General features: G+C 69.8%; 13 protein-coding genes. 10 read left to right on the top strand and 3 right to left on the bottom strand.

The window, feature by feature from the left end; translation table 11 throughout:
• Window positions 1-106 precede the first annotated feature (106 nt).
• From mtrA to hpf, 5 genes are all read left to right on the top strand, one after another.
• Window positions 107-790, top strand: coding sequence for an MtrAB system response regulator MtrA (mtrA, locus tag BWO91_RS12845; protein ID WP_064295232.1), 684 nt, complete (start codon window positions 107-109; stop codon window positions 788-790).
• 6 nt (window positions 791-796) lie between these two features.
• Window positions 797-2,488, top strand: a complete 1,692-nt coding sequence (mtrB, locus tag BWO91_RS12840; protein ID WP_071262479.1) for an MtrAB system histidine kinase MtrB — start codon at window positions 797-799, stop codon at window positions 2,486-2,488.
• A complete protein-coding gene (locus tag BWO91_RS12835) occupies window positions 2,481-4,214 on the top strand; it encodes an LpqB family beta-propeller domain-containing protein (RefSeq protein ID WP_167620475.1) in 1,734 nt (577 codons plus the stop codon). Before mtrB ends, BWO91_RS12835 begins: the two co-directional genes overlap by 8 nt.
• Before the next feature lie 95 nt (window positions 4,215-4,309).
• Window positions 4,310-5,011 carry a ComF family protein gene (locus BWO91_RS12830; protein WP_079003973.1) on the top strand — a complete coding sequence of 234 codons (702 nt, stop codon included), beginning with the start codon at window positions 4,310-4,312 and terminating at the stop codon, window positions 5,009-5,011.
• Window positions 5,012-5,152: 141 nt separating this feature from the next.
• On the top strand, window positions 5,153-5,797 hold the full coding sequence (hpf, locus tag BWO91_RS12825; protein ID WP_079002806.1) for a ribosome hibernation-promoting factor, HPF/YfiA family: 645 nt from the start codon (window positions 5,153-5,155) through the stop codon (window positions 5,795-5,797).
• Here the strand turns inward: hpf and BWO91_RS12820 are convergent.
• Window positions 5,772-6,392: a PadR family transcriptional regulator gene (locus tag BWO91_RS12820; protein WP_079002805.1), complete on the bottom strand. Its 621-nt coding sequence runs from the start codon at window positions 6,390-6,392 to the stop codon at window positions 5,772-5,774. The two genes, hpf and BWO91_RS12820, sit on opposite strands and share 26 nt — an antisense overlap.
• A 227-nt stretch (window positions 6,393-6,619) precedes the next feature.
• Here BWO91_RS12820 and secA point away from each other — a divergent pair, with 227 nt between their 5' ends.
• Window positions 6,620-9,448, top strand: a complete 2,829-nt coding sequence (gene secA, locus BWO91_RS12815) for a preprotein translocase subunit SecA (protein ID WP_064295237.1) — start codon at window positions 6,620-6,622, stop codon at window positions 9,446-9,448.
• 95 nt (window positions 9,449-9,543) lie between these two features.
• On the opposite strand, the gene BWO91_RS12810 is transcribed toward secA, so the two are convergent.
• Window positions 9,544-10,044 carry an Rv3235 family protein gene (locus BWO91_RS12810; RefSeq protein WP_205847524.1) on the bottom strand — a complete coding sequence of 167 codons (501 nt, stop codon included), beginning with the start codon at window positions 10,042-10,044 and terminating at the stop codon, window positions 9,544-9,546.
• Window positions 10,045-10,191: 147 nt separating this feature from the next.
• On the opposite strand from BWO91_RS12810, the gene BWO91_RS12805 reads away from it, so the two are divergent.
• Entirely contained in the window at window positions 10,192-10,782 is a 591-nt protein-coding gene (locus BWO91_RS12805) for a hypothetical protein (RefSeq protein ID WP_071262476.1), read from the top strand.
• A 33-nt stretch (window positions 10,783-10,815) separates the two neighbouring features.
• On the opposite strand, the gene BWO91_RS12800 is transcribed toward BWO91_RS12805, so the two are convergent.
• Window positions 10,816-11,112 (bottom strand): helix-turn-helix domain-containing protein, encoded by a 297-nt coding sequence (locus tag BWO91_RS12800; RefSeq protein WP_064295239.1) that lies wholly within the window; start codon window positions 11,110-11,112, stop codon window positions 10,816-10,818.
• Window positions 11,113-11,301: 189 nt separating this feature from the next.
• On the opposite strand from BWO91_RS12800, the gene BWO91_RS12795 reads away from it, so the two are divergent.
• The 3 genes from BWO91_RS12795 to BWO91_RS12785 all read left to right on the top strand — a co-directional run bounded on the left by BWO91_RS12795 (window position 11,302) and on the right by BWO91_RS12785 (window position 13,767).
• Window positions 11,302-11,958, top strand: a complete 657-nt coding sequence (locus BWO91_RS12795; protein WP_079002804.1) for an SAF domain-containing protein — start codon at window positions 11,302-11,304, stop codon at window positions 11,956-11,958.
• Entirely contained in the window at window positions 11,958-13,223 is a 1,266-nt protein-coding gene (locus BWO91_RS12790; protein ID WP_079002803.1) for an AAA family ATPase, read from the top strand. Before BWO91_RS12795 ends, BWO91_RS12790 begins: the two co-directional genes overlap by 1 nt.
• Before the next feature lie 208 nt (window positions 13,224-13,431).
• Entirely contained in the window at window positions 13,432-13,767 is a 336-nt protein-coding gene (locus BWO91_RS12785) for a histone-like nucleoid-structuring protein Lsr2 (protein WP_064295242.1), read from the top strand.
• The last annotated feature ends 82 nt before the right edge of the window (window positions 13,768-13,849 follow it).

Here is a 13,849-nt window from a genome sequence, read left to right as displayed (position 1 = left end):
CGACCGGCGGTTCGGCGGTTCTCCTGGACACTTCGACTACGCTGAGGCGAGACGTAAGGACACCGGTCAGGCAGCGCGGCCGGCCGGTCACACCCGAGACGGAGCTATGAACGCACGCATTCTCGTCGTCGACGACGACACCGCACTCGCCGAGATGATCGGCATCGTGCTGCGCACCGAGGGCTTCGAGCCGTCGTTCTGCGCGGACGGCGGCGGCGCGCTCCAGGCGTTCCGCGACACCAAGCCCGACCTCGTCCTCCTCGACCTCATGCTCCCGGGGATCGACGGGATCGAGGTGTGTCGCCTGATCCGCCAGGAGTCCGGCGTCCCGGTCATCATGCTGACCGCGAAGTCCGACACCGCGGACGTGGTGAAGGGGCTCGAGTCCGGCGCCGACGACTACATGGTGAAGCCGTTCAACCCGAAGGAGCTCGTCGCCCGGATCCGCACGCGGCTGCGCGCGCCGGCCGCGGACCTCGCGGAGACCCTCCGCATCGGCGACCTCACCGTGGACGTCGCCGGCCACGAGGTCCGTCGCGCCGACGGCGTCATCGGGCTCACACCGCTGGAGTTCGACCTCCTCCTCGCGCTCGCGAGCAAACCGCAGCAGGTCTTCACCCGCGAGATGCTGCTCGAACAGGTCTGGGGATACCACTACAAGGCCGACACCCGGCTCGTGAACGTCCACGTGCAGCGGCTCCGCGCCAAGGTCGAGGAAGACCCCGACAACCCGAAGATCGTCATGACGGTGCGTGGCGTCGGGTACCGCGCCGGCGCGGTCACCGGCTGATCCGACATGGCCTCCCGACTCGCCGGCTGGGCGGCCGACTGGCGGCTGTGGCGGAGGTGGCCGCAGCAGGTGCGCTCCCAGTGGCGGCGCTCGCTGCAGTTCCGGACGGTCGCGATCACGGTCGGCCTCTCCGGACTCGCCATCCTCCTGACCGGTGCCTACCTCTCGTTCAGCATCGGCAACGACCTCTTCCAATCCCGGCTGCAGCAGGCGCTCGGAGGCTCCGGTCGCGCCATCGCTTCGGCGCAGAGCATCCTCGACGCGTCCGACGCCAGCGAGCGGGTCGCCCTGCAGCAGCTCATGGGGACCGTGCGGACCGATCTCCAGACGACCTCCGGCAGCAGCCTCATCGCCGCCTACCGAGCACCGGGCCAGGACTTCAGTCAGGTCACGCCCCCGGGCTTCGAATCGCCGGGGCTCGGCGGCGGTGTCATCTCCGACGCGCTGACCGAGGCGGTCCGGGCCGACCCGGACACCCTCCAGTGGCAGTCGGTCACCCTCACCGCGTCCGACGGCTCGTCGACGGCCGGCATCGTGGTGGGCTCGGAGGTCTCGATGCCGACCGCGGGGTCGTACGAGATCTACCTCGGCTACGACCTGAGCGACTCGGAGCAGACACTCGGCTTCGTGCAACGGACGCTCTTCGTCGCGGGCGTCGGCCTCATGATCCTCGTCGGTGGTGCCGCGTGGTTCATCGTCCGTTTCGTCGCGACACCGATCCGGTTCGCCGCCGAGACGAGTCAACGTCTCGCCGGCGGTGACCTGGACGTGCGGATGCCCGAGAAGGGCGAGGACGAGCTCGCCATCCTCGCCCGCTCCTTCAACGGGATGGCCGCCAGCATGCAGAAGCAGATCAAGGAACTCGCGGAGCTCTCGCTCGTGCAGCAACGGTTCGTCTCGGACGTCTCGCACGAGCTGCGCACGCCCCTGACGACCATCCGCCTGGCCGGCGACGTGCTCTACGACCAGCGCGACTCCTTCCCACCGGCCACCGAGCGGACGGCCGAGCTCCTCCACGACCAGGTCGGGCGGTTCGAGATCCTGCTGGCCGACCTGCTGGAGATCAGCCGCTACGACGCGGGCAGCATCGAACTCGAATTGGAACCGACGAGTCTCGTCCATCTCGCCGAAGAGGTCGTGGAGGAGCTCCGCCCGCTCGCGGAGCCCACCGGTTCGGACCTCCGGATCGTCGCACCGGGTGGCTACTCTGCGGTCCCGATGGACCCGCGGCGTATCCGGCGGATCGTGCGCAACCTCGTCGGCAACGCCATCGAGCACGGCGAGGGCAAACCGATCGTGGTGTCGGTGGACAGCAACGAGTCCTCGGTCGCGATCGCGGTGCGCGACTACGGCCAGGGCATGACGCGCGAGGCGACCGAGCGCGTGTTCGACCGCTTCTGGCGCGCGGACCCGTCGCGCAAGCGCACCATCGGCGGGACCGGGCTCGGGCTCGCGATCTCCCTCGAGGACGCGGTCCTGCACGAGGGGTGGCTGGAGGTCTGGTCGGAGCCCGCCGCCGGCTCGTCCTTCCGCCTCACCATCCCGCGCGAACCCGGGACGGAGATCGTCCGCTCGCCCATCAGCCTGCCGCCCGACGATGCGATCGAGTCCATCGTCGACGAGCTCACCGCGCCGACGACCCGCTCACTCCCGACCGTGCGATCGACGGACGACGACAAGGAGGATGCTCATGGTTGACGTCCCCGCACGATCGCCGAGACGACGGTCCGCAGTACGTCGGATCGCTGCGGCGGCGCTGCCGATGCTCCTCGCGGTGGTGCTCAGCGCCTGCGTGGGCATCCCGAGGGGTGGCTCCGTGCAGGACGGCGGCACGGTCGAGGGGGACGGCGGCGACGTCGACGTCAACTTCATCGCGCCGGGCCCCGCCGAGGGGGCGACGCCGGAGCAGATCCTCCGGGGCTTCATCGACGCCGCCGCGAGCCCGCAGAACAACTACGAGATCGCGCGCGAGTTCCTCGCACCGGAGCTCCGGTCCGACTGGGATCCCGACGCCGGAGTGACCATCGACCAGGGCGGCCGCACGTTCGCCCCGGTCGCCGACACGGTGCAACTCACCGTCAGCCCCGTCGCGGCGGTCGACGACCGGGGTGAGTACCGCGAATCGGGGAACTCGTCGCCGCTGAGCTGGACCTACTCCTTCGAGCAGGTGCGGGGTGAGTGGCGGATCGCAGCCGCTCCGCCGGGCATCGTCCTCGAGTCCTCGACGTTCGCCGACGTCTTCGCGGCCTACTCCCTGAGCTACTTCGACCCGAGTTTCACCCGACTCGTCCCCGACCAGCGCTGGTTCCCCTCTCGGGCATCGACCGCGACGAGGATCGTCGGGGCGCTGCTCGACGGACCGGCGGAGTGGTTGAAGGGCGCGGTGGCGACGGCGTTCCCCGAGGGCACCTCGCTCACGAGCGACGCCGTTCCGGTCGAGGCAGGGACCGCGCGCGTGGACCTGACCAAACCGGCCCTGCAAGCGGACGCGGTCACCCTCCAGCGGATGCAGCTCCAGCTGACCAGCAGCCTGGTGCAGCTGTCGGGGAGCGTCGGCGGGGTCGCCGCCGTCTCCAACGTCGCGATCACCGTCGTGGGCAACTCCACGCAGACGGTCTCGCCGCTGTCGCTCGCCGCACCGCGGGTCGACCCCCGCGCGCTCGTCCAGCGCGGGGACGAGTTCGGATTCGCCTCGGGGAACCGGCTCGAGGCCGTGCCGGGGATCTCGGCGGCGGTCGTGGCGGCCGGTGCCGACGCGGCCGTGTTGTCCGCCGACCACGACCAGGCCGCGGTCCGTTCAGCCGCCGGTGTCACGGTGATCCAGGCGGATGGCGACGTCCGGCTGGTCGACAACCGCCCGGGACTCCTCCCGCCGACGATGGACCCGTTCGGCTTCACCTGGACGGTCCCGGCGGCGGCGCCGTCCGCACTGCTCGCGCACGACGCCGCGGGTGGCACGGTGCAGGTCGCGACGAGCTGGACCGGCGCGTCCACGATCGATTCGATCCAGGTGTCCCGGGAGGGTACGCGCCTCATCGCACTGCTGCGCGACGGGACGCAGTCGCGGCTCGTGGCCGCCGCGATCATCCGCGGTGACCGGAACGCGCCACTGCGACTCGGCGATCCCGTCGAGCTCCGCGTCATGTCCGCGGAAGCGACGACCGTCACCTGGGTCGACGACATCACCGTCGCCGTCCTGTTGGGCGGCGGAGACGGGACGACGATCGTCACGCAGCAGATCGGCGGCCGCTCCGCGCCCGTGCCGAATCTGGCGGACGTCACGAACCTGGTCGGGGGCAACGGGCCGACGCAACTGCGTGCCCTCACGAGTGACGGCCGCCTGCTGCTTCCCCGTGGTTCGAGCTGGCAGGAGGCGGGCAGTGACGTCCGGTTCATCGCGACCCAGCTGGGGTCGCCCGACTGAGTGAGCGCGCTCCACAGCGCGTCCGGAGTCCCGGAGCCGTCTGCGTCTCGGACGATGCGCCACCGGACGCGCTGCGCGGGCGCGACCATCGGATGATGCGATCCTCATCGAATCGACGTGCGCCCCTCGTCCATGCCCGCGAAGCCTGCCTGGACGCGTGGGCCGTGCTGGTCCCGGTCACGTGCGCCGGATGCGGCGCGCCGGACCGTGGGCTGTGCGACGCCTGCCGCCGGCGTCTGGTCCGGCCGGCGGCCTCCGACGACGACGCCCACCTCGTGCGGTGGAGCGATGCGGATGGTACCCCCGGTCTCGCCGCCCGTCGGTATGACGCTTTCGTCGGCGCCGTCCTCCTCGCCTACAAGGAGGACGCCCGGACAGGCCTCGCCCGACCGCTGGCCGCTGCGCTCGAACCGGCGTTCCGGTCCGCCGTGCTCGAGGCGAGCCGGGCGATGGGCGGTGTCTCGCCGGAGATCGCGACGATCCCGGCCAGGCGATGCGCCGCCCGCGATCGGGGCTTCCACCCGGTGGAGCGGCTCGTGCGCCGGCTCGGCGCCCGCCCGTTGCGCCCGCTGCGGTGGGCACGGGAGCCAGCCGACCAGCGGGACTTCGGTCGGGCGGAGCGCTTCGAGAACCTCGCCGGGGCCCTCGTCGCGTCACGGCGGCTCGGCGGGCGCCGTTTCCTGCTCGTGGAGGACGTCGTCACGACGGGGGCCACCGTCGGGGAGGCCGTCCGGGCGATGCACGACGGCGGTGGCCTCGTGGTCGGTGTCGTGGCCCTCGCCAGGGTCGGACCGTGAACGGACGGTGAGTCCCGAGACCGGAAGATGAACGTTGCCTGAACGCCGCTGATGACTTCCGCAGGCTCGGGCACTACGGTTGCAGAACGGCGTGAAAGGACCGCCCGGGACCGGGTGGTCAGCCGGATGAGGAGGTCGAACGTGGATATCAACATCGTCGGACTTGGACTCGGCATCACCGATCGGTTCCGCGAGTACGCGACCGAGAAGGCGGAGAAGGTCGCCCATCTGGTCGAGCAGGCGCAGTCGCTCGACATCAAGGTGTCCCGCCATCACGACGCCAACGGGCGCAAGGGCGAGGACCGTGTCGAGCTGACGCTCGTCGGCCCCGGGCCGTTGGTTCGTGCGGAGTCGACCGGCTCCGACAAGTACGTGGCCTTCGATCTCGCGATCGCGCGGATGCTCGAGCGCGTCCGCCGCTCGAAGGACCGCAAGAAGGAGCACCGTGGCAAGCACCGCACCTCCTTGCACGCCGCCAGCAGCGAGGGGTTCAGCGGCGTCGACATCACCCCTGCCGCGCCGGAGCTGCTCGAGCAGGTCGCGACCGGCAGCGTCGCGACGCTGACCCACGAGGACGAGGAGCAGGAGGCGTACTCGCCGGTCGTCATCCGCACGAAGGAATTCCCCGCGGAGTGGATGAGCGTCGAAGACGCCGTCGACCGCATGGAACTCGTCGGCCACGACTTCTTCCTGTTCATCGACGCCTCGTCGGAGCGGGCGAGCGTCGTGTACCGCCGTAAGGGCTGGGACTACGGCGTGATCAGCCTCGGGGACGGCTCGAACTAGCGTCCTGCACTCCGACCGACGCGGTCGCCCGGTTCGCCGGGCGGCCGCGTCGTGGCATGTCGGTGGCGACGTCGAAGACGGCGTCGTGCACGCGCAGGCGTGCCGAGGTCGCCTCGAGCCAGTCGAGCTCGGCCAGGGAGCGTCGCCGTCTGGCTTCGAGCCCGATCCACGCGATGTCACCCTGCGGTGTCGGGGGGAGCGCCGAGAGGTCCTCGTCGAGCTGCTGTACGAGATCGAGTGCCCACGCGCGTTGGACGGCGATGACCCCGAACACGTCGACGCCGTCGAGTGACGCCGCGAGGGCGACCTTGTTCGGGAGTTCGTCCCGCGAGGCGCTCGCCGTGACGGGTGTCGCCCACCAGCGTTCGAGCACGACGCGCCCGTCGGCGGTGATGCGGTAGAAGACATGCCCCTGTGCGTCCACGGCGGCGCGCTCGACGAGGCCGTCCCGCTCGAGACGATCGAGGGTCGCATAGGCCTGGCCGACGTTGAGCGGCGTGTCGGGCGTCGTCCGCCGGTCGAACTCGCCACGCAGACGGTACCCGTAGTCGTCACCGAGCGCGAGGATCGCGAGCAGACCGTGCTTGACCGACATCGAACCTCCATCAATTACCTACGCGGTAGGGTGTCGCCAGCCTAGTGAGCCGTCCGTCCCGCACTGCGGCGGCGCTCCGTCGACATCCGTCCGCCCCTCGATACACAGCGTCCACTCAAGGGACTCCCCGCTAACATGTTCAGAGGACTGCCCCGTTCTGGTGCACCCCGTCCGTCCCGGTCAGTCGACCAGGACGGAGATCAGGAACACGTAATGGAGAGCAATTCGTGGCCTCACCACTTGAGAAGATCCTTCGCGTCGGCGAAGGTCGCATCCTCCGGAAGCTGACCAGCCTCACGAAGGCGGTCAATGCCCTCGAGGACGACTTCACGGAGTTGAGCGACGAGGAGCTGAAGAGCGAGACCGTCGAGCTGCGCGAGCGCTTCGAGAACGGCGAGACCCTCGACGACCTCCTCCCCGAGGCTTTCGCCGCGGTTCGCGAAGCTGCACGCCGCACGATCGGCATGCGTCATTTCGACGTCCAGATCATGGGTGGCGCCGCGCTCCACCTCGGCAACATCGCCGAGATGAAGACCGGTGAGGGCAAGACGCTCGTCGCGACCCTTCCGGCCTACCTCAACGCCATCGCCGGCAAGGGCGTGCACATCGTCACGGTGAACGACTACCTCGCGTCGTACCAGTCGGAGATCATGGGGCGCGTCTTCCGTGCGCTCGGCATGACGACCGGTGTGATCGTCGAGGGGCAGACGCCGGAGCAGCGTCGCGAGCAGTACGCGGCCGACATCACCTACGGCACGAACAACCAGTTCGGCTTCGACTACCTCCGCGACAACATGGCGTGGCAGGCCAAGGACATGGTCCAGCGCGGTCACTTCTTCGCCGTCGTCGACGAGGTCGACTCCATCCTCATCGACGAGGCACGGACCCCGCTCATCATCTCCGGCAAGGCCTCCGGTGAGGCGAACCGATGGTTCCAGGAGTTCGCGCGGCTCGCGGTACGACTCGAGCCCGGTGAGGACTTCGAGGTCGACGAGAAGAAGCGCACCGTCGGCGTGCTCGAGCCCGGCATCGAGAAGGTCGAGGACTACCTCGGCATCGACAACCTCTACGAGTCCGCCAACACCCCGCTCATCTCCTTCCTGAACAACGCGATCAAGGCCCGCGCGCTCTTCAAGAAGGACAAGGACTACGTCGTGATGAACGGCGAGGTGCTCATCGTCGACGAGCACACCGGTCGCATCCTGGTCGGACGTCGCTACAACGAGGGCATCCACCAGGCGATCGAGGCCAAGGAGGGCGTCGCCGTCCAGGCCGAGAACCAGACCCTCGCGACCGTGACGCTCCAGAACTACTTCCGTCTCTACGAGAAGCTGTCCGGCATGACCGGTACTGCCGAGACCGAGGCGGCGGAGTTCATGTCGACGTACAAGCTCGGCGTCGTCCCGATCCCGACCAACCGCCCCATGCAGCGCATCGACCAGTCGGACCTCGTGTACAAGAACGAGGAGGCGAAGTTCGCACAGGTCGTCGAGGACATCGTCGAGCGCCACGAGCAGGGCCAGCCGGTCCTCGTGGGCACGACGAGCGTCGAGAAGAGCGAGTACCTGTCGCGGCTCCTCGCCAAGAAGGGCGTCAAGCACGAGGTCCTCAACGCGAAGAACCACGCGCGTGAAGCCGCGATCATCGCCCAGGCCGGTCGACTCGGCTCGGTCACCGTCGCCACCAACATGGCCGGTCGTGGAACCGACATCATGCTCGGCGGCAACGCCGAGTTCCTCGCTGTCGCGGAGATGAACGCCAAGGGCCTCAGCCCGATCGACACCCCCGAGGAGTACGAGGCCGCGTGGGACGAGGTCTTCACCGAGGTGAAGGCCGCAGTCAAGGAGGAGGCCGACAAGGTCATCGACGCCGGTGGACTCTACGTCCTCGGTACCGAACGCCACGAGTCGCGCCGCATCGACAACCAGCTGCGCGGTCGCTCCGGGCGTCAGGGAGACCCGGGCGAGAGCCGGTTCTACCTGTCCCTCACCGACGACCTCATGCGCCTCTTCAACGCCGGAGCCGCGGAGAGCCTCATGGGGCGCCAGAACGTGCCCGACGATCTCGCGATCGAGTCGAAGATCGTGAGCCGCGCGATCCGCAGCGCCCAGTCGCAAGTCGAGGCGCGGAACGCGGAGATCCGCAAGAACGTGCTCAAGTACGACGACGTCCTCAACCGGCAGCGTGAGGCGATCTACTCCGACCGCCGCCACATCCTCGAGGGAGACGACCTCCACGATCGTGCGCAGCAGTTCCTGGAGAGCGTCGTCGACGACGTCCTCGACGAGCACACCGGCGAGGGTAACGGCGACGACTGGGACTTCGACGCACTCTGGGCAGAACTGAAGACGCTCTACCCCGTCGGCCTGACAATCGACGAGGTCGTCCAGGAGGCCGGGACGAAGGGGCGGATCAACCGCGACTTCATGCGCCGCGAGATCCTCTCCGACGCCAAACTCGCCTACACCAACCGCGAGGAGTCGCTCGGCGCCCCGGCGATGCGCGAGCTCGAGCGCCGCGTCGTCCTCCAGGTGATCGACCGCCGCTGGCGCGACCACCTGTACGAGATGGACTACCTGAAGGACGGCATCGGTCTCCGGGCCATGGCGCAGCGCGATCCGCTGGTCGAGTACCAGCGCGAGGGCTACGCGATGTTCCAGCAGATGATGGGCCAGATCCGTGAGGAGAGCGTCGGCTTCCTGTTCAACCTCGAGGTCGAGGTCGCCGGCGAGGTCGATGCCGGCACCGCCGCACCGGCGATCACGGCCAAGGGCCTCACGCAGGAGACCCCAGACACCGAGAAGCTCAGCTACTCCGCACCGACCGAGCAGGGCGGGGTCGAGGTCCGCAATCAGCGCGGGCAGATCGAGAAGGCGGCCACCGAACGCGCACAGCGCCTCCAGCAGACGAACCGTCCCGCCGGCGACGCGGCTCCCGCGACGAAGGCGGCCCCGGCCGCGAAGGCGTCGCGCGGGGCCTTCGGTCAGCAGTCAGAAGCCCCTGCGGCTGCTCCGAGCAACCGTTCGGACCGTCGCAAGCAGGGCAAGAAGAAGTAGGCCCACGCCGGCACGAAACGGGGGCCCTCCGGACCATGGCGACATCGGTTCGGAGGGCTCCCGTCTGTCGGGTGCGGGCGGACGTGCCGCGGCGGTCAGAGCACGCTCACCGAGGTCGCCCTCCAGCGGCCGTCCAAGCCCTCCAGTCGGATGGCCACGGCTCGGGACCGGGCTCGTCCGTGGACGACGACCACGGACTCCACGACGCCGTCGCGTGGCTCGGAGACGGTCACGGTGCCGATCGAGACGACCGGGACGGTGCCCGGGACGCCGCGGACGCGTCGTGCCCGTTCGGCGAGGATCACGCGCTTCAGTAGGACGGTGTGCACGTCGGCGGTGATCCAGCGCGCGAGCTGCGTGAGGTCGCGGGCTCCGGCGATCACCTCGATCACGCTCCGAGTCAGGTTCTCGAGCAGTGGTCGCGGATCGGGGAGCTCGGCTCGGGGCGCCGGTTGGGGCGCGAAGTAGTCGTCCGCACCGGTCCGGGCGGCCGCCCGTGCCTCTCGCGTGCGTCGCTCGGGGAGCGGAGGCGCGGGCCGGAGGCGAGCCGTGCGTGCTTCGGGCTCGTCGTCGTCGTGCCGGGCAGCGGTGCTCATGGGGCCTCCGAGGGGTGCGCGGGCGCCACGAGTCGGGCGACCGGAATCTGAAATGTCACACTCATCATGTCAGGTACCCCGCGTCCAGGACCAGGGGTCTGTGGAGAACGCCGGACGAGGCCGCTCTCGGCGCACTACCGTCGGCGTATGCGTTGGGACAGCCTGTTCGACGATCTCGCCGGTCAGCTCGACGACGAGCTCGCCGTCGACGACGACGCCGTCCGCATCGAGGCCGAGCGGCTCCGGCGTGGGCGTCTCACCCTCCGTGAGCGGCTGGTCGCCCTCTGCGGCGATGCCGGCGCACCGGGACCGCTCGTCGTCGAACTCGTCGACGGGACGACCTGGCGGCTGCGGGTCCGGAGCATCGGGAAGGACTGGTTGCAGGCCGATTCCGGCAGCCCGGGCGGCCGGGAGGTCGTCGTCCCGTTCGATGCGATCGCGGCAGTCGCCATGACGCAGACCCAGGTCGATTGGAGTCTCGACGACGTCGCGGTCCGCGAACCGCGACTGCTCGACCGCCTGACCGTCTCATTCCTGCTCCGTGATCTGTGCCGGCGCCGTGCTGCGGTGGTCGTGCGGACCCGGACGGGCAGCTGGACGGGCACGATCGACCGGGTGGGCCGCGATCATCTCGATCTGGCCGTCCACGAGCCGGGGTCGCCGCGCCGGAGCCGGAGCGTCGAACAGATCCGCGTCGTCGTGCTCTCGGAGGTCGTCATCGTCGAGCGTGCTGCCTGAGGCGTTTCGGCGGGCGCCCGCCGGGGCCGGGGCTCAGCCGAGGGGAGGCACGGGCCGGAGCATCGGTGCGCCGGAGAACTCGGCGAGTTCGGTGAGCTGGGCCTGATGCCAGAGGCCTGCACGACGTGCCTCCTCGTACTGACCGCTGATGAAGGCTTCGAGTGCCGGGAACTCGATGCGCCACGGTCCGCTGCGCCCGATCCGGATGGCGGGCAGCTCACCGCTCGAGATGAGCTCGGCCACGTGCTGGGCCGAGACGTTCAAGACCTCGGCCGTGTCGGCGACGGTGAGGAAGCGACCGAGCGGGGCCGCATCGCGCTGCGATTCCATTCCTCGATTATCCTCTCGCGCGAGCATCGTCCGCCGGGCTGTGGATAACTTCGGCGCGATGTCCGGAGCCCGGGCAGCATGGGACCGGAAGCGGCGCGCGGGGTGCCCATGAAGGAGGAGACGGTGCGGGGAAGCGAGCGGGGACACGGATCGGAAGGCGGAGGGGCGCGAAGCGACGGCGACGAGCGGATGAGCGACCGTCTCGCCGGACTGCGTCATGGTGTCGGCGGACGGCCGGTGTCCCGGTCGCGCATCTGGGTGGACCCACGCTTCCTCGTGGGCCTCATGCTGGTGGTCGCGTCGATCCTGGGGGTGTGGTGGCTCGTCACGACCTCGAGTCGGACGACCCCGGTGTATGCGGCCTCCGAGACGCTGGCGCCCGGAACGCGGCTCGACCGCTCCTCACTCCAGGTGATCGACGCACGTCTGGGATCGGTCGAAAGCGGGTACCTCGGAGCCGGAGCGGCGCCGCCGGCGGGAATCGTCGTCACGCGGACGATCGCGGCGGGGGAGCTCGTACCGCTCGACGCGCTCGGCGAGGCGAGCGCCGTCGGCGTGACCACGCTCGTCGTCGAACCGGCCGGCCGGCTCGGCGCCGACGTCGTGCCGGGGACCGTCGTCGACCTCTGGGCGGCCGCGCCGGAAGGCGACGGGTACGGAGTGCCGGAGGTGCTGGTCTCGGCCGCGACGGTCGTACGGGTCGGCGAGGACGAAGGGCTCCTGTCCGGCCGCGGCTCGGTCGCGCTCGAGCTCGCGGTCCCACGCTCGACCGTCGCGACGGTCCTCTCGGCGACGGCTGCAGCGCACCTGCTGTCCGTGGTCCCCACCGAGCCCGGCGAACGCTGATGCTGCGTGTCGGACTCGCCCTCGATCCGCGGGTCGAGGGCGAGATCCTCGCGACGATGCTCGACCTCGGACACCGCGTCGCCTGGCGCTGTCACGACGGCGCCGAACTCGACGAGCGCATCGGTGCCGGGACGCCCGTCGACGTGCTGCTCGTGTCACCCGGGGTCGACCGCCTGAGCGCCGAACTCATCGACCTCGCGGACCGCGTGGGTACGAGGGTCGTGGCGCTCGCGTCCGGTGAGTCCGAGCGTCGCCATGCGGCGGGGCTGGGCCTGGTCGACATCGTCCTCCTGCCGGTCGATCCCGAGGAGCTGGATCGGGCCATCGCGCCGCTCGACCTCGGCGGTGACGGCCCTCGTCCGGTCGCCCAGGCCGCCGGGCGGGTCATCGCGGTGTGGGGCGCGGCCGGGTCGCCCGGCACGACCACCGTCGCCGCGGGCATCGCCAGTGAACTCGCCGCGCGCGGACGCCGGGTCGTCCTCATCGACGCGGACACCTACGGGTCATCGGTCGCGGCCATGCTCGGCCTCCTCGACGAGGCACCCGGGTTCGCCGCGGCCTGCCGGCTGGCCGGAAGTGGAGCGCTCGACGTCGAGCAGCTCGAGCGGATCGCGGTCGTCCATCCGTCGCCGTCCGGGGCGTTCCGGGTCCTGACCGGCATCTCCCGTGCGGCGCGCTGGACGGAACTGTCGACGGAGCGCGTCGCGACGACCATCGAACGGTGCCGGGCGTGGATGGACGACATCGTGATCGACACGGCATTCTGCCTGGAGGCGGACGAGGAGATCTCGAGCGACCTGTTCGCGCCCAGACGGAACGGGGCGGCGTTCGCCGTCCTCGGGGCCGCAGACCGGGTGGTGGAGGTCGGCGCGGCCGACCCGGTCGGGGTCACGAGGCTGCTCCGCGGGCACGCGGAACTCGTCGAACTCGTCGACCCGTCGCGCATCTCGGTGGTCGTGAACCGGCTGCGTGGCGTCGCGCTCGGTACCGGTCCGGCCGGCCAGCTGGCGTCCACGCTCTCGCGCTTCGGCGGGATCGAAGCGGCCGCGCTCCTGCCGGAGGACCAACGGGTGGTGGACGCCGCGGTGATCGCGGGGAGGAGCCTGCGTGACCAGGCCCCGCGCGGAGCGCTTCCCGTCGCGTTGCGGCGGTTCGTGTCCACCGTCCTCGACCAACCGTCGACGCCGGTGCGGGACCGCTCGCGGCGCTCGGCGGGTGGAGCACGCGGGCGTCGTGTGCGGAGTGGATCGCGCCGAGCGGAATAGTCCCGACGAAGTCACTCAATACAATTGGGTGATCAACCGAATATGCATTTGCGCGCCGATATATGCATCTGCATTCTCCTCCGATGCATCGCTATCCGTTGGGTGATGAATTACTCCGATATCGTGTCGGTATTCAGATTCGCTTGGTGGTGTTCGATATGATCGGATAACCGTCGGACTCACCACGGATATCTTCAGGAGGACCCCCATGGCTCAGAAAGTCATCACCACATACATCGACGATCTCGACGGCAGCGAACTCGCTTCCGGATCAGGAGAGACCGTCCGGTTCGCGATCGACGGAACCGAATACGAGATCGATCTCGGTGCGGACAACGCGAAGAACCTCCGCGAGTCGCTGAAGCCTTACATCGGAGCCGGACGCCCGGTCAAGCGTGGGCGCCGCACCTCGAGCACCAGCACCCGCAACAGCGCCGAGAACCTCGCCGCGATCCGCGAGTGGGCCGCGAAGAACGGGCACGCCGTGTCGTCGCGCGGACGCATCCCCCAGGCGGTCCAGGACGCCTACCGCGCGGCCAACTGACGCATCACGTCCGATCGACGGCGCTCAGCGGCCCCAGGCGGACCGCTGAGCGCCGTCGTCGTTCCGTGCCTACCCGACAGAG

This window comes from Plantibacter flavus (assembly GCF_002024505.1).
GTDB lineage: Bacteria > Actinomycetota > Actinomycetes > Actinomycetales > Microbacteriaceae > Plantibacter > Plantibacter flavus_A.
Note: the sequence above shows the minus strand (reverse complement) of the source record. Positions and strands in the feature narration are given on the sequence as shown.

Coding starts and splice junctions, on each gene's coding strand:
- mtrA (WP_064295232.1), top strand. CDS start 107: ATGAACGCACGCATTCTCGTCGTCGACGACGACACCGCACTCGCCGAG.
- mtrB (WP_071262479.1), top strand. CDS start 797: ATGGCCTCCCGACTCGCCGGCTGGGCGGCCGACTGGCGGCTGTGGCGG.
- BWO91_RS12835 (WP_167620475.1), top strand. CDS start 2,481: ATGGTTGACGTCCCCGCACGATCGCCGAGACGACGGTCCGCAGTACGT.
- BWO91_RS12830 (WP_079003973.1), top strand. CDS start 4,310: ATGCGATCCTCATCGAATCGACGTGCGCCCCTCGTCCATGCCCGCGAA.
- BWO91_RS12820 (WP_079002805.1), bottom strand. CDS start 6,392: ATGTCGGTCAAGCACGGTCTGCTCGCGATCCTCGCGCTCGGTGACGAC.
- BWO91_RS12810 (WP_205847524.1), bottom strand. CDS start 10,044: ATGAGCACCGCTGCCCGGCACGACGACGACGAGCCCGAAGCACGCACG.
- BWO91_RS12805 (WP_071262476.1), top strand. CDS start 10,192: ATGCGTTGGGACAGCCTGTTCGACGATCTCGCCGGTCAGCTCGACGAC.
- BWO91_RS12800 (WP_064295239.1), bottom strand. CDS start 11,112: ATGGAATCGCAGCGCGATGCGGCCCCGCTCGGTCGCTTCCTCACCGTC.
- BWO91_RS12795 (WP_079002804.1), top strand. CDS start 11,302: ATGAGCGACCGTCTCGCCGGACTGCGTCATGGTGTCGGCGGACGGCCG.
- BWO91_RS12790 (WP_079002803.1), top strand. CDS start 11,958: ATGCTGCGTGTCGGACTCGCCCTCGATCCGCGGGTCGAGGGCGAGATC.
- BWO91_RS12785 (WP_064295242.1), top strand. CDS start 13,432: ATGGCTCAGAAAGTCATCACCACATACATCGACGATCTCGACGGCAGC.